Source organism: Janibacter sp. Soil728, from assembly GCF_001428305.1.
In the GTDB taxonomy this organism is placed as follows: Bacteria; Actinomycetota; Actinomycetes; order Actinomycetales; family Dermatophilaceae; genus Janibacter.
This window is the reverse complement of record NZ_LMRZ01000001.1, coordinates 175,638-193,272: the sequence shown is the minus strand read 5'-3', so window position 1 is coordinate 193,272 and position 17,635 is coordinate 175,638. Positions and strand designations below refer to the sequence as shown.

At 70.2% G+C, this 17,635-nt stretch carries 19 protein-coding genes; 8 read left to right on the top strand and 11 right to left on the bottom strand.

From position 1 onward, the window contains the following. Positions 1–53 precede the first annotated feature (53 nt). Positions 54–653, top strand: a complete 600-nt coding sequence (locus tag ASG73_RS00885; protein WP_055989448.1) for a short chain dehydrogenase — start codon at positions 54–56, stop codon at positions 651–653. Here ASG73_RS00885 and ASG73_RS00880 read toward each other — a convergent pair. The 3 genes from ASG73_RS00880 to ASG73_RS00870 form a co-directional block, all read right to left on the bottom strand. After that, a complete protein-coding gene (locus ASG73_RS00880; protein ID WP_055989445.1) occupies positions 641–1,057 on the bottom strand; it encodes a hypothetical protein in 417 nt (138 codons plus the stop codon). The two genes, ASG73_RS00885 and ASG73_RS00880, sit on opposite strands and share 13 nt — an antisense overlap. Before the next feature lie 163 nt (positions 1,058–1,220). Then, positions 1,221–1,850, bottom strand: coding sequence for a VOC family protein (locus ASG73_RS00875; RefSeq protein ID WP_055989442.1), 630 nt, complete (start codon positions 1,848–1,850; stop codon positions 1,221–1,223). A 7-nt stretch (positions 1,851–1,857) separates the two neighbouring features. After that, positions 1,858–2,448 (bottom strand): mycothiol transferase, encoded by a 591-nt coding sequence (locus ASG73_RS00870; RefSeq protein WP_055989439.1) that lies wholly within the window; start codon positions 2,446–2,448, stop codon positions 1,858–1,860. Positions 2,449–2,558: 110 nt separating this feature from the next. On the opposite strand from ASG73_RS00870, the gene ASG73_RS00865 reads away from it, so the two are divergent. Further along, a complete protein-coding gene (locus ASG73_RS00865; protein WP_055989436.1) occupies positions 2,559–3,548 on the top strand; it encodes a helix-turn-helix transcriptional regulator in 990 nt (329 codons plus the stop codon). 147 nt (positions 3,549–3,695) lie between these two features. Here the strand turns inward: ASG73_RS00865 and ASG73_RS00860 are convergent, their stop codons facing one another. Continuing rightward, positions 3,696–4,454 (bottom strand): SDR family oxidoreductase, encoded by a 759-nt coding sequence (locus ASG73_RS00860; protein ID WP_055989433.1) that lies wholly within the window; start codon positions 4,452–4,454, stop codon positions 3,696–3,698. Between the two features lie 34 nt (positions 4,455–4,488). Beyond that, positions 4,489–5,553: a phosphotransferase family protein gene (locus ASG73_RS00855; protein WP_055989430.1), complete on the bottom strand. Its 1,065-nt coding sequence runs from the start codon at positions 5,551–5,553 to the stop codon at positions 4,489–4,491. Between the two features lie 162 nt (positions 5,554–5,715). Here ASG73_RS00855 and ASG73_RS00850 point away from each other — a divergent pair, with 162 nt between their 5' ends. The 4 genes from ASG73_RS00850 to ASG73_RS00835 all read left to right on the top strand — a co-directional run bounded on the left by ASG73_RS00850 (position 5,716) and on the right by ASG73_RS00835 (position 8,876). Next, positions 5,716–7,206, top strand: a complete 1,491-nt coding sequence (locus tag ASG73_RS00850; protein WP_055989427.1) for a peptide MFS transporter — start codon at positions 5,716–5,718, stop codon at positions 7,204–7,206. 183 nt (positions 7,207–7,389) lie between these two features. After that, positions 7,390–7,857, top strand: coding sequence for a pyridoxamine 5'-phosphate oxidase family protein (locus ASG73_RS00845; protein WP_055989425.1), 468 nt, complete (start codon positions 7,390–7,392; stop codon positions 7,855–7,857). After that, positions 7,854–8,114, top strand: coding sequence for a WhiB family transcriptional regulator (locus ASG73_RS00840; protein ID WP_055991246.1), 261 nt, complete (start codon positions 7,854–7,856; stop codon positions 8,112–8,114). The genes ASG73_RS00845 and ASG73_RS00840 overlap by 4 nt, the downstream gene beginning before the upstream one ends. Positions 8,115–8,156: 42 nt before the next feature. Further along, entirely contained in the window at positions 8,157–8,876 is a 720-nt protein-coding gene (locus ASG73_RS00835) for a hypothetical protein (RefSeq protein ID WP_156466081.1), read from the top strand. Positions 8,877–8,897: 21 nt separating this feature from the next. On the opposite strand, the gene ASG73_RS00830 is transcribed toward ASG73_RS00835, so the two are convergent. Further along, the gene (locus ASG73_RS00830; protein WP_055989419.1) at positions 8,898–9,785 is read right to left on the bottom strand and encodes a diacylglycerol/lipid kinase family protein; all 888 of its coding nucleotides are present in this window, start codon (positions 9,783–9,785) and stop codon (positions 8,898–8,900) included. After that, positions 9,782–11,029, bottom strand: a complete 1,248-nt coding sequence (locus ASG73_RS00825) for a beta-propeller fold lactonase family protein (protein WP_055989416.1) — start codon at positions 11,027–11,029, stop codon at positions 9,782–9,784. Before ASG73_RS00825 ends, ASG73_RS00830 begins: the two co-directional genes overlap by 4 nt. A gap of 157 nt (positions 11,030–11,186) precedes the next feature. Here ASG73_RS00825 and ASG73_RS00820 point away from each other — a divergent pair, with 157 nt between their 5' ends. Then, positions 11,187–11,966, top strand: a complete 780-nt coding sequence (locus tag ASG73_RS00820) for a hypothetical protein (protein ID WP_156466080.1) — start codon at positions 11,187–11,189, stop codon at positions 11,964–11,966. Positions 11,967–12,090: 124 nt separating this feature from the next. Here ASG73_RS00820 and ASG73_RS00815 read toward each other — a convergent pair whose 3' ends face one another. From ASG73_RS00815 to ASG73_RS18510, 3 genes are read right to left on the bottom strand one after another with little or no spacing between them, the layout of a single operon-like run. After that, entirely contained in the window at positions 12,091–13,680 is a 1,590-nt protein-coding gene (locus ASG73_RS00815; protein WP_055989410.1) for an ABC transporter permease, read from the bottom strand. After that, positions 13,677–14,705 carry an ABC transporter ATP-binding protein gene (locus tag ASG73_RS00810; protein WP_082566899.1) on the bottom strand — a complete coding sequence of 343 codons (1,029 nt, stop codon included), beginning with the start codon at positions 14,703–14,705 and terminating at the stop codon, positions 13,677–13,679. The genes ASG73_RS00815 and ASG73_RS00810 overlap by 4 nt, the downstream gene beginning before the upstream one ends. After that, the gene (locus ASG73_RS18510; protein ID WP_082566898.1) at positions 14,702–15,373 is read right to left on the bottom strand and encodes a TetR/AcrR family transcriptional regulator; all 672 of its coding nucleotides are present in this window, start codon (positions 15,371–15,373) and stop codon (positions 14,702–14,704) included. The genes ASG73_RS00810 and ASG73_RS18510 overlap by 4 nt, the downstream gene beginning before the upstream one ends. A 96-nt stretch (positions 15,374–15,469) precedes the next feature. Here ASG73_RS18510 and ASG73_RS00800 point away from each other — a divergent pair, with 96 nt between their 5' ends. Continuing rightward, a complete protein-coding gene (locus ASG73_RS00800) occupies positions 15,470–16,042 on the top strand; it encodes a nucleotidyltransferase family protein (RefSeq protein ID WP_200946635.1) in 573 nt (190 codons plus the stop codon). Positions 16,043–16,158: 116 nt separating this feature from the next. On the opposite strand, the gene ASG73_RS00795 is transcribed toward ASG73_RS00800, so the two are convergent. Further along, positions 16,159–17,634: a sodium:solute symporter family protein gene (locus tag ASG73_RS00795; protein WP_055989403.1), complete on the bottom strand. Its 1,476-nt coding sequence runs from the start codon at positions 17,632–17,634 to the stop codon at positions 16,159–16,161. Position 17,635: the final 1 nt, after the last annotated feature.

The following is a 17,635-nucleotide window of genomic DNA, read 5'->3' as shown; positions in this document are numbered from 1 at the left end:
GATCTCATATCCAGTATCCTGTATTCAAACAATCGAGGCGAAGGAGATCGACGATGCGGATCCTGGTGGTCGGAGCGAGCGGGGACATTGGACGCGCTGCGGTGGCGGCGCTGAGGGGGCGGGGGCACGAGGTCGTCGCGGCGCATCGCACCGCGCCTGACCACCCGGTGGACCTGGGCGATCGGGGATCGGTGGCGCGTCTGCTCACCTCGGTGGGCCGGGCCGACGCCGTGGTCTCGGCGGTGGGGGGAACCCCCTTCGGCCCATGGGAGAGCATGGACAGGGAAAAGTGGATGGCTGGCCTCGAGGGCAAGCTTCTGGGCCAGATCATGCTGGTGCAGCAGGCGCGCGAGATCGTCCCTGTCGGCGGCTCCTTCACCCTGGTGAGCGGGGTGTTGTCCGACCAGCCGGTCCGTGGCGGCAGTGTGTCGTCGGCCATCAACGCCGCCATCGAGGCGTGGGTCCGCTCGACGGCGTTGGAGCTGTGGGGTGAACACCGGATCAACGTCGTGAGCCCGACGGTTCTCGCGGGCTCACGCGAACGTTACGACGCTGCCTTTCCGGGCTTTCCCTCCGTCGACGACCACGCCGTCGGTCAGGCCTTCGTTCGTTCGGTCGAGAGTGGCGAAACAGGGCTCGTCTACCGGCCCTGACGTAACCTCGGCACGGCCCTGACCTCCCAGCCGCAGTCGCACCGATCGCTGGTGTGGGCCAGCTGCGAGCTCAGGTCTCCGCAGACGTGGTGGAGCCAGCCCAGACCCCGAGGCAAACTCGGGCGTCGATCGGCGACGAGGAGCATCCCGTGCGGCTGGCGGTGCATATGCGCGTGGGCCCACGACAGGGTGGCCGTTCCCAGCGGCTGGCGGATGAAGGTAGCCGCTCCTGCGTCACCCAGGTGGGCCGTCCGCAGGAGGGCTGTTCCATCAACCTCGACGAGCGCGGGCTCTGCGCCGCCGAGGACCCGACCGGTGACCAGCACGGTCAGGGGCTGCGAGGCCGAGGCCGCGAGGAGGCGGGCATGATCCAAAACGTGCTCCGCGCCGGGGCCGTCGTACACGCATGAGATCGAAAAGTTGCGCACGGCTCCCCTCTCGCAATTGAATACTGTATCTCAAATCCTATCGGCTGCATGGTCTCGACAGCAACAGTGCGTGAACTTGGTGACCGACTACGCGCCAGCGCAGGAAGTTGCTCGCTCGCGACCGCTCGTCTGCATTGCCCTATGGCAATGCAGAGATCAGGAGGGTGGGGGTGCCGAGGGTGGGGTCGCGGACGGTGGCGACGTGGGTGCCGGGCTTGCGGCCGACCCGGACCTCGGAGACCTCCACGCCTTCGGTGATCAGGCGCTCGCGGGTCGCTGCGAGATCGCTTGTGCGCCAAGCCAGTCCGCCGAAGACGTCGGGACCGTCGACCCCCTTCGTCGGGGCCACGACCTCGACCACCGCGTCGCCGCAGCGGAAGAAGAGCCCGCGGAAGCCGTGCTCCTCCAGCCGTCGGTCGAGCCGCAGGTCCATGCCGAGTCGGGCACCGTAGTCCGCAGCCGCTCGCTCCGGGTCGCTGGTGCGCACGACGACGTGGTCGAGGGTGAGGTCAGCCGGTTCGCCCCCTGTGGAGGGGGCGAGTCGCCACGTGAGCCCGCCGACGTCGAGGCCGGCCGTGTCACCCGTGAGTCCGCGCCGCTGGAGCAGCGCTTCGGTCGCAGCGATGTCGTCGACGCCGAGGACCAGGGCGGCCAGGCCCGCATCGCCCTCCTCGACCTGCACATCGCGATCGATGGTGCCGAGCCGCCGCCACGCGGACTGCGCAGCGGCGACGTCGGGGGAGCTGATGACGAGTCCGGTGATCCTCACGTGGCCATCATGTCGTGGCCGGCTCCGAGGCGGACCACGGCTGGGCGAAGGGGGTGGCCTCCCGGCCGGTGTCGGCGAGCAGCAGCTCGAGGGCGTTGGCCCCGTCGATCTCCTCGCGGATGATGTCGGCGTGACCGGCGTGCCGGGCCAGCTCCTCGACGAAGTGGACGAAGGAGTAGCGCATCCTCGCCGGCGAGGAGTGCATCAGGCCGTACCAAGGGGCCGGGGGGAGAGTCTGCTCGGCGTCCGGGTCGCAGTCGCGGATCCACTGCACCACCGCGATGCGTCGACGATCGAAGAGCTCGATCGTGGCGGCCAGGCTCTCGTCGTCACGCAGGGCGAAGTTGTCCATGAAGGCCGCGTACGCGTCCTCGCTGATCTCCCCGCCCTCCTCGACGGAGCCCTGCTTCTCGTCGGGAGCCGCGATGACATAGCTCGTGTGCTTGATCAGTCCACCGATGGACAGCGCCGAGCGCGTGGGAGTGAGGCGGGCCTGCTCCTCGGTGAGGCCGTGGGCGGTGGCGCGGATCGCCTCGAGCTGCTGGTCGACATACTCGGCGTAGCCGGTGATCTCGTCGTGGACGGATGGTGCGTACATGAGGTGCTCCTCGGGTCGACGTGCGAAGGGGGTGGCCTCCCTTCGTCCATGAACCAGTCTCCGAGCAATTGAGGACACTTCTGGTCACCAATCGGGCGCACGATGGAGCCATGGCCGAGACGACCGAACGTGTGCTGCGCCTGCTGGGACTCTTCGAGACCCGATCCGTGTGGACGGGACCCGAGCTCGTCGAGGTGCTCGGCGTGACCACCCGCACCCTGCGCCGGGACGTCGAGCGGCTGCGCGACCTCGGCTACCCGGTTGCGGCGACCCCCGGCGTCGGGGGCGGCTACCGGCTCGGGTCGGGCGGGCGGATGCCGCCGCTGCTGCTCGAGGAGGACGAGGTCGTAGCGGTGACCGTCGCCCTTCGCGTTGGCGCACAAGGGATCTCGGCGATCGGGGAGCCGGCTGTCCGCGCACTCACCAAGCTCGACCAGGTCATGCCGCCCCGGCTGCGCGGCGAGGTCGCGGCGCTCTCCGACGCGACCGCCCTGCTGCCGGGGGCCACCGACGACGTCGACACCGCAGTGCTGGTCGTCCTCGCGCACGCGATCCGCGACCGGGTGCGGGCCCGCTTCGGGTACACCGGGCGGACGGGCGAGGACAGTGAGCGCGATGTCGAGCCCTATCGCCTGGTCGCGACCGGTCGGCGCTGGTACCTGCTCGCGTGGGACGGGCGAAGGGAGGACTGGCGCACCTTCCGCCTGGACCGGATGGCCGGGGTGCGGGCGTCGACCTTCCGCTTCACCCCTCGGGAGGCACCCGACGCCGTCGAGCACGTGCGGCGGGCGGTGACCCGCGCCGGGTACGCGCACCGGGTCCGGGTGCGGTTGACCGCTGACGTCGAGGCCGTGCGCCGCCGGGTGCCCCCGGCCTACGGCGTCGCCACCGAGGTCCGGCCGGGCCTCACCGACCTCGAGTCGCACGCCGACGACCTCGCCGACCTCGCCCGACACCTGACGATGGCGGCCTTCGACCTGGGGGCGAGGCTGACGGTGGTCGACGGACCGGGGCTCGCCGACGCGATCGACGCCTTCACCGCCGCTGTGGCCGAGGTGCGAGCCCGACGGGATCCGACAGCGCAGGGCGAAGGGGGATGACGGCGCACATCAAGCCGAAGTCAGGAAGGACAACCGCCGGCAGCGCGGAGACGAAGGACTTCGGCGGGCGCCGTCGTCCCCCTTCGACCGGAGCGGACCAACGGTCGACCGGAGCGGACCAACGGTCGGCCGGAGCGGTCCTCCAGCTCAGAGCAGCTTGCGCACCACCGAGAGCGGGAGCACCTTCATCGCGGAACCGACAGCGACCCACGGCTTGGCGGGGACGAGCGCCTTGGCCTTGCGCCCCTCGATCGCGACGACCATGGCACGCACGCCGATGTCGGTGTCGACCATGAACTTCGTCTTCTGCTCGACCTTCTCGTTCATCTCCGTGCGGATGTACCCCGGGTAGAGCACGGTGACGTCGATGTCGAGGTCGGGCTTGCCCATCATCTCGCTGCGGATGCCCTCGCCGAGCGAGGCGAGGAAGGCCTTGGAGGCGCCATAGGTCGTCATCGACTTCGGCATGCCGCGCAGCGCGGTGACCGAGGAGATGAGCACGAGGTGACCGGCCTTCTGCTCGCGGAAGATCGCCATCGCGGCCTCGGTCTGCATCGCGGCACCGAGCACATTGGTCGTGATCGTCTCGCGGTTGGCGTAGTGGCTGCCCTTGCCGTACGGCGCCCCCTTGCCCAGCCCGGCGTTGACGATGACGCGATCGAGGCGACCGAGGTCTCCCTTCGCCTGCTCGAAGACCCGCGTGACGGCGTCGTCGTCGGTGACGTCCAGCGCATAGGTCTCGACCCGACGGTCGGGGTGGGCGGCGGCGATCTTGGCCTTGAGCGCGTCGAGGCGGTCGGTGCGGCGCGCGGTGAGCGCCAGGTCGTGGCCGAGCGCGGCGAACTGCCGGGCCATCTCGGCGCCCAGCCCCGAGCTGGCGCCGGTGATGAGGGTCGTGAAGGTCATGTCGTGCTCCTGTGGTGAGGCGAAGGGGGGCGGATCAACCGATGAGGGATCGGCAGCGGGCGTCGAGATAGGTGACCATCGGGCCGAAGACGGCGAAGCGCGGGTTGGTCGTGCTGCCCGCGCGGTAACGCTGGTAGATCTGCTGGGCGATGCCGGCGAGGCGGAAGAGCCCGAAGACCTCGTAGAAGGCCCACTCGCGCTCGCTCACCTGCAAACCCCGTGCGGCGCAGTACCGCTCGACGATCTCGGCACGGGTGAGCATGCCCGGCAAGTTGGTCGGCTGCAGGCGAAGGGAGCGCATCGTCTCGTCGTCGTCGGCCTGGGCCCAGTAGGCCAGGGCCCCACCGAGGTCCATGAGCGGGTCGCCGACGGTCGCCAGCTCCCAGTCGAGGACCCCGACGACGAGGGTCGGGTCGTCGGGGTCGAGCACGAGGTTGTCGAGCCGGAAGTCGTTGTGGATCAAGGCGTGCGGCCGATCGGCCGGTTCGTGCTCGACGAGCCAGACCATGACGTCCTCGAAGTCCGGGACGTCATCGGTGGCGGCTGCGCGATAGCGGCGGATCCACCCTTCGACCTGGCGGTGGACATAGCCCTCGCCCCGGTCGAGGTCGGCGAGCGCGGGGACGGTGCTGACATCGACCTCGTGGAGCTCGATGAGGGCCGCCAGGGCGTTGTCGCACAACGCGCGTGCCTGCTCGGGGGTCAGGCTCAACCCGTCGGGCAGGTCCTTGCCCACGATGGCTCCCTCGAGCTTGTCCATGACGTAGAAGTCGCTGCCGAGGACCGAGTCGTCGGTGCACAGCGCGACCATGCCGGGCACGTGCGGGTAGACCGGGCCGAGGGCCGCCTGCAGGTCGTGCTCGCGGCGCATGTTGTGGGCAGAGCCCCCGAGCGCTCCGTGGGGCGGCCGGCGCAGGACGAGCGCCCTTGTGGGCCACCGCAGCTCGTAGGTCAGGTTGGAGGCGCCGCTGTTGAACTGGCGGACCTGCGGATCGCCCTCGAGCTCGGCCGCGAGGTCGTCGGGGACCTGCGCGCGCAGCCAGGTCGTCACCCGCGTCACGTCGAAGGCGTCCTCCTGGCGCACTGCACCCGAGCTCATCGGGAGGTCGTTCCTGAATCGAGGTTCATGCCGTCGAACCTACCGGCGATGGACCGACCCATCCAGCCACGGGCGTAACGTGGGCCGCGTTTTTGCCCCGGGTCGTGCAGATCGTGCGCCCGGGCCGTCGACGTCCGGTCACCACCGGACCCAAGGAGATACATGACCACCGCCGCGACACCGCCGTCCGCGCAGGCCGAACGCACCCTCCTCGGGCATCCCCGAGGTCTGGCCACGCTCTTCAACATCGAGCTGTGGGAGCGCTTCTCCTACTACGGGATGCGCGCGATCCTGCTGTACTACATCGTCGACACGGCGGCCAGCGGGGGACTCGGCCTCGACCAGCCCCTCGGTGAGGCGGTCGTCGCGACATACGGCGCAGCGGTCTACCTGCTCTCCGTCGTGGGCGGCTGGCTCGCCGACCGGGTGATCGGCGCGCAGCGGTCGGTCTTCCTCGGTGGCGTGGTCATCATGGCCGGCCACGTCAGCCTCGCGATCCCGACGGCAACGACGTCGTGGCTCGGCATCGGTCTCGTGGCCCTGGGCACGGGTCTGCTCAAGCCCAATGTGTCGACGATGGTCGGCCACCTCTACGGCGAGCGGGACCCGCGCAAGGACTCCGGCTTCACCATCTTCTACATGTCGATCAACATCGGCGCCTTCTTCGCCCCCTTCGTCGTGGCCTTCCTGCGTGACCAGTGGGGCTACCACGCAGGCTTCAGCGCCGCCGCGGTCGGCATGCTCTTCGCCCTCGTGGCCTATGTGGTCGGGCGCGGCGCGCTGGCCCCGGTCTCCAACGACGTCCCCAACCCCCTGCAGCCGCGCGACCGGACCCGCACCCCGCTCCTCGGCCTGGGGCTGCTCGTCCTCATCGCCGTGCTCCTCGTGGCCGCCCGCCTGCTGCGCGGCGGCTGGGTCGGCGCCGTCATCGACACCATCTCGATCCTGTCGGTCGTCGCCTCGATCTCGTACTTCGTCGTGATGTTCCGCAGCACGGCCGTCACGGCGCGTGAGCGCACCCACCTCACGGCCTACCTGCCGATGTGGATCGGCGCGGTGCTCTTCTGGATGATCTTCGAGCAGGCGGCGTCCAAGATGGCTGCCTACGCGGCCAACCGGACCGATCTGGACTCGCTCGGCTTCCACTTCTCGGAGGAGTGGTTCCAGTCGATCAACCCGATCTCGATCATGCTGCTGGCCCCGCTCTTCGGCCTGCTGTGGGTGCGCCGGGCCGGTCGGTTCCCGTCCACGCCGATGAAGTTCGCCACCGGTGTCATCCTCGCCGGCGTGTCCTTCGTCGTGCTGTCGGCGGCCGCGGCGGCATTCCCCGGCGCCACCTCGCCGGTGTGGGTCCTCGTGGGCGTCTTCGTCATCCAGACCCTCGGTGAGCTGTGCCTGTCACCGGTCGGCCTGTCGGCGACGACCTCGCTGGCGCCCAAGGCCTTCGCCAGCCAGGCGATGGCCCTGTGGTTCCTCGCCATCGCGACCGGTCAGTCGCTCGCCGCGCAGTTCATCCGCGCCATGGAGGGGCTGCCGGACGGCACCTTCTTCCTCACGCTCGGCATCATGGCCGTCGTCGTGGGACTGGCGCTCGCGGCGCTGTCCCCGTGGGTGCACGCCCGGATGAAGGATGCCGAGCCCGAGCACGCCTGACCCCGGATCGTGTGACCGCACTGCCTCCCGGCACTGCGTGGAAGGCCGGCACTGCCCCTCGCGGCGGGCCGGCCTTCCTGCAGGCGAGGCGCCCCCTATTATTAACGGACAAACCCGTATAAAATAAATCAGACCCCACCACAAGGAGCGCTCCTCACCGGACGCAGACACCAGGAGGTCACCATGACAACCATCCAGAGCACCGGCCGATCACCCGCCCCGGTCGACCACCGTGGGTTGGACGTGCTCAACCTCGACGACTGCCTGCTGCGCATCGCGTCGCGACCGATGGGTCGAGTCGCCTTCCAGGACAAGGGCGAGGTGATCGTCCTCCCGGTCAACCACGTCATCGACGAGAGCACCATCGCCTTCCGCACCCGATGGGACTCGACCCTCGCGGCGGCCGTCAACCACGAGTCGGTGACCTTCCAGGTCGACCACTACGACCCCTTGCAGCACACGGGGTGGAGCGTCCTCGTGCGCGGGGCAGCCGACACGGTCTCCGACCCGGCCGCCTGCGCGCGCTTCGAGGAGCTGCTCGACGTCCCGTGGGAGGGCCACCCGGAGGAGACCTTCTGGACGGCGATCCGTCTGCAAGAGGTCACCGGGCGTGAGCTGACCTCCAGCCGCAGCGAGTGCGGCTGCTGTTGAGCCCGAGGGGCGCAGGTCGCCCGGGGCGTGATGCTCCGGGCTGGCGTGAGCTGGCGGCTTGCGAGGGCGAGGAGCTCGAGACCTTCTTCCCCGTCGGGTCCTACGGCCCGGCACTGTGGCAGGAGCAGCGGGCCAAGGCGATCTGCGCGGGCTGCCGGGTCGTCAAGGAGTGTCTGGCCTACGCGCTGCGGACGGGCCAGGACCACGGGATCTGGGGCGGTCTGACGAGCCAGGAGCGTCGGGACCTGCGACGGTGAGAGGTACTTCGACATCAAGGTCGAGTTTGTTCCGAGGAAGGGATGACTGCTGTGGCACATCGATTGGCTGACAACACCGACTTCAACCTGGGGTGTTTCTGGGGCGGACGTGTGGAGTCAGCGGAGGAGGTGGCGGGGAAGACGGCGGCGACGCTGCAGGGTCTGGCGGGGGTGTTTCCGGTGGATGGGTGGCGGTACGCGCAGGGCCGTGTGTGGCGGCCGTGGCCAGCCGCAGCGGTGGAGCAGACGTTGTGGGTGGAGTCCCAGGTCTTCCGGGCGGAGGACGGGTTGCCGGAACCCGTGAACGGCTACTCCTTCTCCCTGAGCCAGGACTTCGACGGGTTGTTCATCGAGTTGTGGATCAACGCCGGGGGCAGCATTCGCGGCGGTCGCGTCCCCGTCAACCGTGCGGGTGTGACCGCCTTCGAAACTGCGCCGGGTGGTTTCACGCCCGCGGTGGTCGACCCGCTCGTCGATGCGGTCATCGAGGTATGGGAACCGTGGACGGCGAACTTCCGGGATCAGGCTGTGCTGGACCTCGCGCGTCCGACGGGCTCGTGGCAGGTGCCCTTGGGGTATCGGGTGTGGGTGCACGCGTCGGTTGGGGCGATCCTCGAGGCGGCCCCGGGTGTGCTCGTGTCGCACCGCAGGAGTGGCACGTTGTTGTCGGTGCCTGATGAGTGGACGGCCCCGCAGGTGGTGGAGGCGATGCGGGCGACCTTGGCGATGAACGATATCGACGAGGTCGCTCACGAGAAGTGACGACCAGCTCGTACGCGGCCCTCAAGCCCGCACGCGCAGCGCGTGCTGCAGACAGCGCACGTGCAGCCGCCGGGCCGGTCCGACGACGTCGCCGTCGAGCTGGATGTGCAGGGGCTCTTCGCTGAGGATCTCGACCTCGCGGGAGGCTCGGGTGGACAGGCCGGCGACGTCGCCGGAGAGGCGGAAGACACCCTTCGCCGCCACCCCGATCCAGTGGCCGGGGCGGGTCACGGTCATCTCGAGCACGTCGAAGAGGCCGTCGTCGACGAGCCCACCGGGCGCGATGTGCACCCCGGCGTGCACCCGCGTGCAGTTGGCGGCGAGCACGCTCCACACACGCAGGTGCTCCGGGTCGCCCCCGTCGTGGCGGACCGTCACCGGGACCGGTCGGCGCAGCGCGCTGACCGCGGCGGGTGCGATGTAGGCGGGCCAGCCGATGCGCTCCTTGAGCGCCGGGCGGGTGGCCGCGACCGTCGCCGCGTCGTGGCCCATCCCCGCCAGCACGACGAAGGGGAGGTCCCGCGCCTCGTCGTCCACGTGCGCGATCCCCAGGTCGACCGGTCGGGCGCGGCCGGTGAGCGCCACCCGCACCGCGGCGGGGATGCTGCGCGGGAGCGAGAGGTTGTGCGCGAGCAGGTTGGCGGTGCCGGTGGGGACGATGCCCAGCTCGACGCCGGTCCCCGACAGCCCGTGGGCGACCGCTCGGACCGTGCCGTCGCCGCCGGCGACGACGACCAGCTCGGCACCCTCGGTGACCGCGTCGCCCGCCTGCGACCGACCGGTCTCCTCGCGGGTCGTCAGGTGCACCGGCGGTGGCGGCCAGCCGGCCTCGGTGGCCGCCGCGGTGACCCGGTCGAGGACTCGCTCCCAACCCCCCTTCGAGGGGTTGAGGACGAGCGCGACCCTCACGCGGCGTGGGAGTCGTCGAAGACCACGATCGAGCCGCCGTAGCTGGCGACCCACACGCGCTTCTTGGTGGGCTCGTAGGTGATGCCGATGGGCAGGCCGTCGGTCTGCTCGGTCTGGACGACCTCGAAGTCCTTGGTCGCGATCTTGCTCACCGTGCTGCTGGCGTAGTTGCCGACGTAGAGGGCGCCGCCGTCGGGGCTGATCGCCATCGAGCGGGGCTGGCTGCCGACCTTGGCCTCGCGCAGCGTCTTGCCGGTGGCGGCGTCGACCTCGCTCACGGTGCCCGAGCCGTTGTTGGAGACGTAGAGCCGTGAGCCGTCGGGGGAGACGAGCAGGTGGCGGGGCCCGTCACCGGTGTCGGCGAAGTCGACGACCTCGCCCGAGCCGAGGTCGACCTTGACCGTCTCGTCGGAGCCCATGATCGCCACGTAGGCGACCTCGTCGTCGGGGCTGATCGCGATGCCGCGGGGGTGCTTGCCGGGCAGCTTGATGGTCTCGGTGACCTTGTTGGTCCTGGTGTCGACGACGTCCATGTCCATCGAGCACCAGTTGGTGACGAGCACCTTGGAGCCGTCGTGGGTGGCGGCCACGTACTTGGGCACCGCGCCGACCTTCACGACATCGGTGATCTCGAGCTTCGCCGTGTCGATCTTGTAGAGGTAGCTGTCCGAGACGCCCTGTGGTCCGGTGCAGGCGTCCTTGCCCTCGGGCTCGAAGCCCTGGCCGTACATCGAGTAGTTGCTCACCCACGCGGTCTTGCCGTCGGGGCTGAAGGCCATCTCGACCGGTGCGCCCTTGCTCGTGCCGGGGTGCCCCTTGATGCCGAAGTCGGACAGGTCGACCGCGTCGGAGATCGTCTTGTGCAGCGCGCCGTCGGCGGTGAAGGCGCTGACGGTGTGCGTGTACATCATGTTCTGCGCGAAGACCTGGCCCGACGGCGAGGCGACGACGGACTTGGGCGTCAGCCCACCGGTGAGCCGCTGGACGCGGACCATGGTCGAGTCGGCGGGTGCTGCCGGCTTGCCGGTCACCGCGGCGCTCTCCTTGGGAGCAGGCTTCTCCACCTTCACAGGTGGCGGTGAGGCGGCGGGCGGCGCGCTCGCGGGTGCCTTGGCGGCAGAGGCGCTGCCCTCGCCCCCGACGAGCTTGCCGATGCACAGCACGAGCACCAGCAGGACGATGACGAGCGCAGCCAGGGCGATACGGCGCCGCCGGACAAACACCGGGTCGTTGTTGATCTTCACGGGGACACACCTCGGAGTTGATTCCTGCGAACCTACGACCGCGCGGGCCCGCGGCGGTGGAGGCGCACCGCGATCGGCCAAAGCCCTACCAAAGGATGACGAAGGGAGGGACCTGCGGCTGATGGCCCGGCCCGGGCGTCCTCGTAGCGTCGGCGTCGTGGGAGAGACACAGGTCTACGAGATGGAGATCGACGGGCGGAAGCACCGCGTCGAGACCTCCGTGGGTGACGGGTGGCGCAACGAGGCCACGTGGTGGGTCGACGGCGAGGAGATCGCCGCCACCACATCGGGACTGGAGGACAACCTCTACCTCGTGGTCGACGAGGAGCACGAGCTCGCTGACTCGCTCGGGGCGGTCCGCGCGCGGTTCACCAGCTTGAGCAAGCCGCTGCGGGCCACGTGGTTCGAGGGTGAGCGGCGGGCGGCCGAGGCCGCTGCCCGGATCGGCGTCGGTGGGCTCGACCTCGTCCCCGAGCCGGGTTCGCCCGCCGCCGTGCGTGAGGAGCGGATGAGGTCGCAGCCGCGACGCCACGCCTCGCTGCACGTCGCCAAGGGGGTGGCCGATGTCGTCGTGCCGATCCTCATCGGCATCGTGTTCTTCTGGCTGGCGCGCCGGGTCGACCTGCCCTCGGTCCCGTGGGCCGACGTGGACCTGCCCTCCATGCCGTGGCCCTCGATCGATCTGCCGTCGATCCCCTGGCCGGACTGGGAGCTGCCGCGGCTGGACTGGGATGCCCCTGGATGGCTGGTCTGGCTGGCAGAGCACGCCAAGTACGTCATCCCGATCCTCATCGGCCTCGCGCTCGGCCGGCGCGAGATGAGCCGTCGGCGCGAGCAGGACGAGCTGCGTGAGCGGCTGGCCGCGCGGGGCCCGCGGCACGCAGCCGGATCGGATGCCGAGAGGGGGCCCGGCGGCCTCCCCGGTGATCTTGACTAGAAGTTACGCGCGGGTACGACTACCACTACTGACGTAGACCGACAGAAGAACCCTGGATTTCCGGGATTCCTCTATGGCATGACGCGACAAGTGCACGTCGTACCCGCGCGTAACAAACCCGATCTCACCGGTGCGGGATGTCGCGCCGGGTGAACCCGAGGAGTCCGAGGCCGGCGAGGACGACCCCGCCGGCTCCCGCGACGAGCGCGCCGGTGGCGTCGAGGTCCTCTGCCGGGACATCGCCGACGAGCCCGAAGGGCGCCCACTCGATCAGCCAGGTCGGTAGATCGAGCCCCGGACCCATGTAGCCGATGACCGCGGCGACGGCGAAGACCACCCACACGGCGGCCTGTGCCCGAGGCCACCAGCCGAAGAGCGCCAGCGAGATCCCGGCGAGCAGCAGCATCACCGGCAGGTACTGGGCCGAGGCGAGGAGCAGTGTCGGGATCCACGACGAGTCACCCAGCGCCGCAGCGGTGCTCACCGCGAGGGCCACCCCGCCGGCGGCGCCGACGAGCAGCGTGCCGAGGGCGATGACGGCGAGGTGCGGGGTCAGCCAGGCTGCGCGGCTGCGGGCCTCGCTCAGCTGCAGCTCGAGGCGGCCGGAGATCTCCTCGCGGCGCAGCGAGCCGAGCGCCTGCAGCACGTAGCCGCCGACGAGCAGCGCGAGCAGCAGGACGAACATCGCGGCCATCGGCGCGACGATGCCCGCCTCCCCGCCCGCCAACCAGGCCGCCAGGTCGGGGTTGCCCTCGATCGCGTCGATGACGGTCTGCATGAGCGAGCCGTAGGTGCCCATGAGGACGGCGGCGAGCACGGCCCAGCCGAGCGTCACGGTGCGGTGCTCCCGCAGTGCCAGGCCGAAGGGCGAGCGCAGCCCGGCGCTCGCCCGGTGCGGTCCGACCCGGGGGGCGAGCAGTGAGCCACCGACGTCACGTGTGGCGGACAGCCGCAGGGCCAGCCCGAGGAGCGCAAGCGCGGCTCCGATGCTCAGGGCGAAGGGGAGCGCTCGCGGCTCACCGAAAGCTGCCACCTTGTCGTACCAGCCGAGCGGTGAGGCCCACAGCAGCCAGGTCTCGTCGACCGCTCCCGCACCACGGACGAGGTAGGCGAGGGCGGCGACGCCGAGACTGGCGGCCCACGCCGATCGGGTGTGACCGAAGGCCTGCGCCGCGATGGCGCTGACGCCGACGAAGGTGGCCCCCAGCGATGCGACCGCCGCGCCGTAGACGATCGAGCCGCTCGGCTCCGCGCCGACGCCGACGAAGGCGAGCGTGGTGAGCAGGCCCAGCCCGACGAGTGCGGCGAGGGCGAGGGCCACGGCCGCGAGGAGCGGTGCCTGTCGCCCGACCCGGGACGCGAGGAGCAGCTCGAGACGGCCGGCCTCCTCCTCCCGGCGTGTCCCGCGGAGGGTGAGCGCGATGGCCAGGAGCGGGACGGCGAAGGCGACGACGAAGCCGAGCTCGTTGACCATCGCTCCGCCGAGGGTGTCGGTGCCGGCCACGACGCCGTTGAGGACACGCATCCCCGGGTTCGTGGTCGTCTCCGCGTAGGAACGCAGCTTGTCCGGGGTGTCGTAGAGGCTGGTGATCGAGGAGGTGGTCAGCACGACGACGGCGAAGAGGCCGAGGACCCACGCGAGCACGACCTTCCGCCCGGTGCGCCACTGCACCCGCAGGCTCGTACCGATTCCGGTGGTGCTGAGGGCGCTCATCGCCGCACCTCGTCGCTCCCTGCGGAGGTCGCCCCGCGACCGTCCTGCTCGCTCCCTGAGGAGGTCGCCCCGCGACTGTCCTGCTCGCTCCCTGAGGAGGTCGCCCCGCGACCGTCTCGAAGGGAGGGCCCCTCCCGGTACTGCTCGAGGAAGAGGTCGTCCAGGCTCGGCGGCGTGATCGTCAGGGTGTGGACACCCGCGGCGTGGATCAGGCCCACGACCTCGCTCACCGCAGCGCCTTCCACATGGCAGCGGGTCTCGATGCGGCCGTCGACGCTCCCCGTGTCCAGTGCGGTGACGCCGTCCACTCCGGCGAGCCCGGGGGAGGAGTCGGTGATGGTGTGCACCCGGCTGCTCGTGCTGCGCCGCAGGTCCGCGAGCGTGCCGGTCGTGACGGTCCTACCGGCACGGATGATGCTCACCCGGTCGGCCAGCGCCTCGACCTCGCCGAGGATGTGGCTCGAGAGCAGGACCGTCGTGCCGTCGGCGACGCGCTCGCGGACCACCTCCTGGAAGACCTGCTCCATGAGCGGGTCGAGGCCGGAGGTCGGCTCGTCGAGGAGCAGCAGGTCGACATCGGCTGCCAGTGCCGAGATGAGCGAGACCTTCTGCCTGTTGCCGGTGGAGTAGTCGCGGGTGCGCTTGCGGGTGTCGAGGTCGAAGCGCTCGACGAGGTCGGCACGGCGGGCGTCGTCCAGGCCGCCGTGCGCCCGGCCGAGCACGTCGATGCACTGGCCGCCGGTGAGGCCGGGCCAGAGAGTGACGCCGGCAGGGACGTAGGCGAGCCGGCGGTGCAGCTCGACGGCGTCGTGCCACGGGTCGCCGTCGAGGACGGTGACCTCGCCGCTGTCCGCGCGGGTCAGGCCGAGCAGGACGCGGATGGTCGTGGACTTGCCGGCGCCGTTGGGGCCGAGGAAGCCGTGGACCTCGCCGGGCGCCACGCTCAGGTCGAGCCCGTCGAGAGCGTGCGTGCGGCCGTAGGTCTTGTGCAGACCGTGGACGTCGATGATGGCTGACTCACTCATGAGGCCTCCTCGGGCGAAGGGGGGCGAGCCCCGATCGCGCTGTCTTTGCCTGTATCGGGTGGGGGCAATATTGCTCCATAGAAACGCATCGCCTCGTCGGCCCAGCGAGCGAGGCCCTCCCCGCGGAGGGGGTCGAAGCCCAGGATCTGCTGCCAGTGGTCGGCGAGGAGGAGCGTGCCGAGGTCGGACGACATCGCCATTGCGGCGCGGGTCTGCGGGTCGGGTCCGGCGATCAGCTTGCCGGCGGCGTCCCACGCGCGGAAGATCTCGACGGTGCGGCGGTGCCACTCGCGCAGCAGCTGGGTGGCGACCGGGTCGCCGGTCATCAGCAGCCGGCGCAGGTAGGGGATGACGGGTGAGCCCTCGGGCAAGGCCTGCTGGAGCATCTCCCCGATCGAGGACCACTCGCTGGCCTGCAGGTCCTCGGCGAGGCCGGTGTCGGCCGAGAGGTCGAAGAGCTCGTCCATCCAGGTGCGCACGTGCTCGACGACGGCCTCGCGCAGACCGGCCTTGGAGCCGAAGTGATGGACGACCAGGGCCGGCGAGACGCCGGCCAGCTCGGCGACCTGGCGCATCGTCACCCGGTCCTCCCCATGGGCGGCGAAGAGCTCGAGCGCGGCATCGCGCACTCGTGCCCGGGCGGTCCGATCATCCTGCACTGTACCCATGTTCAGTAGACTAAACGCCTGTTCAGTGTGGGTCAAGGAGTCGCATCTCCTCAAGGTCGTGCGCACGCGGGTGCGAATTTCCTTAAGGTCGTGCGCATGGAGATGGTGCAGGGGCTGCTGCTGGCGGCGGGTGCGGGGCGGCGCATGGGGATGCCCAAGGCCCTCAAGGTCGATCCTGATGGCACCTCGTGGCTGGCCCGCGCGGTCGCCGTCCTGGACGAAGGGGGCTGTGCCGCAGTCACTGTCGTCCTCGGGGCGAGTGGCGCTGCCGCAGAGCAGGCGCTCCCGCGCACCGACTACACGCACTGCCCCGACTGGGCCGACGGTCTCGGCGCTTCGCTGGCCCACGGGCTGCGCGTGCTGGAGTCGAGTGCCGCGGACGCCGCGCTGATCCACCTCGTCGACCTGCCCGATGTCACCGCGGAGGTCGCGGCGCGCCTGCTGCAGGGAGAGATGGGGGTGGCCTCCCTTCGTCGGGCGGTGTACTCGGGCGTCGTCGGACACCCGGTCCTCGTCGGGCGTGACCACTGGGCCCCGCTCGTCGCCGAGCTCTCGGGTGACCGCGGGGCCGGTGGCTACCTGCGTCGGCACGGTGCCGACGAGATCGAGTGCGGCGACCTGGCCACCGGCCTCGACGTCGACACCCCGGGAGAGGACGCACGGGACTGACCGCAGAGGGTGTTCAGCCGCTGCGAAATCATGGCCGCCACCTCGCCGCCTCGCACGGCGGCGATGCGGCACACCCGCCCGAGCCCCCGAGGTGAGGGCGGGGCGGGCGTGGACGGCTACACGGCGTTGTGCTTGCGCAGGCCGTCCTCCACATGTCCCAGGAAGTCGGCCGCGCGGTCTCGCGGCGCCGGTGTCGCGAGGCTGACTCCGACGAAGAGGGCCAGCGAGAGGAGCAGGCCCCAGACGCCGCTGCCCTGACCCAGCAGCCGGGTGGAGGTCATCTCGAGGAGGAGGACCACCACACCGGCCACGAGGGTGGCGCAGATGACGCCCTGGGCGGTTCCCCGCTTCCAGAAGAAGGCCCCGATGATCGGTGGGACCATGACCAGCAGACCGGCCGACGCGGACACGGAGAGCACAGCGATCAGGTTGACCTCGAGCTGTGCGAACCCGAGGGCGAGCAGGGCGATCACCGGCAGGGCGAACTTGCCCACCCTGAGCTGCGCTCCCTCGGTGGCCTCGCTCTTGACGACTCGGTAGACGTCGCGCGTGACCATCGAGGAGAGGGTGAGCATGATCGAGTCGATGGTGGAGACCGCCGCAGCGATGATGCCGATCATCACGATGACACCCAGGACGGTGGGCACCAGGTCGGAGGCGAGCAGCATCGGGGTCGCGAGGTCACCCGTGGCCAGGTCGGGGAAGCGCTGCAGTGCCGCGAAACCCCAGATGACCGACACCAGGGTGTAGATGAAGCCGAAGACCATGAACCCGAGGAGCATGGTGCGCAGGTCGCGCATCGACCTCGGTGTGTAGAGGCGCTGGCTCACCTGGGGGTTGGAGATGCTGAAGAAGATCCAGGGGAGGGTCAGGCCCAAGAAGACGCTGAAGGTGAAGAACCCGTTGCCCGGGACGGAGAGCGCCCCGCTGTGGTCGGTGCTGAGCGAGCTGAAGAAGTCCCCGGCGCCGCCGAGTCGGTAGACGACGTAGATGACCACCAGCGTGGCACTGATGACCATCATGATGGCCTGCAGGGAGTCGGTCCAGGCGACCGAGCGGAGCCCGGCGACCAGCGAGAAGACGATGGCCATGATGGTGGCCAGGATCGTGCCCGACGTGAAGCTGACTGCGCCGCCACTCATGCCACTGACCAGGTACCCGACGCCGGCCAGCTGCACGGCGGCGTAGGGGATGAGGAACACGCAGCTGGTCAGTGCGGTGACCACGGCGACCGTGCGACTGTCATACCGGTGGCCGAGCATCTCCGACGGGGTGACGTAGCCGTACTTCTGCCCCACCAGCCAGAAGCGGGGGCCGAAGATCACCACGAGGGTCACGCCGCACAGGTAGATCAGCTCGAACCCGAGTGCGCCGACGCCGCCTGAGTAGGTCAGCCCGGCGAGCCCGACGAGCATGAATGCGCTGTAGGTCGTGGCGCTGTAGCTCATCGCCGAGACGAAGCCGCCCATCTGGCGGTTTCCGAGGAAGTAGTCGGACATGCTCGTCGACCTGCCTTCTCGGGAGAGGAAGGCGGTGACGAGTGCGATCGCGATGTAGACCGCGATCCCGATCCAGATCCAGGTGGCCTCCATC

Coding starts and splice junctions, on each gene's coding strand:
- ASG73_RS00885 (WP_055989448.1), top strand. CDS start 54: ATGCGGATCCTGGTGGTCGGAGCGAGCGGGGACATTGGACGCGCTGCG.
- ASG73_RS00870 (WP_055989439.1), bottom strand. CDS start 2,448: ATGTACGCACCATCCGTCCACGACGAGATCACCGGCTACGCCGAGTAT.
- ASG73_RS00865 (WP_055989436.1), top strand. CDS start 2,559: ATGGCCGAGACGACCGAACGTGTGCTGCGCCTGCTGGGACTCTTCGAG.
- ASG73_RS00860 (WP_055989433.1), bottom strand. CDS start 4,454: ATGACCTTCACGACCCTCATCACCGGCGCCAGCTCGGGGCTGGGCGCC.
- ASG73_RS00855 (WP_055989430.1), bottom strand. CDS start 5,553: ATGAGCTCGGGTGCAGTGCGCCAGGAGGACGCCTTCGACGTGACGCGG.
- ASG73_RS00850 (WP_055989427.1), top strand. CDS start 5,716: ATGACCACCGCCGCGACACCGCCGTCCGCGCAGGCCGAACGCACCCTC.
- ASG73_RS00845 (WP_055989425.1), top strand. CDS start 7,390: ATGACAACCATCCAGAGCACCGGCCGATCACCCGCCCCGGTCGACCAC.
- ASG73_RS00835 (WP_156466081.1), top strand. CDS start 8,157: ATGACTGCTGTGGCACATCGATTGGCTGACAACACCGACTTCAACCTG.
- ASG73_RS00815 (WP_055989410.1), bottom strand. CDS start 13,680: ATGAGCGCCCTCAGCACCACCGGAATCGGTACGAGCCTGCGGGTGCAG.
- ASG73_RS00810 (WP_082566899.1), bottom strand. CDS start 14,705: ATGAGTGAGTCAGCCATCATCGACGTCCACGGTCTGCACAAGACCTAC.
- ASG73_RS18510 (WP_082566898.1), bottom strand. CDS start 15,373: ATGGGTACAGTGCAGGATGATCGGACCGCCCGGGCACGAGTGCGCGAT.
- ASG73_RS00800 (WP_200946635.1), top strand. CDS start 15,470: ATGGAGATGGTGCAGGGGCTGCTGCTGGCGGCGGGTGCGGGGCGGCGC.
- ASG73_RS00795 (WP_055989403.1), bottom strand. CDS start 17,634: ATGGAGGCCACCTGGATCTGGATCGGGATCGCGGTCTACATCGCGATC.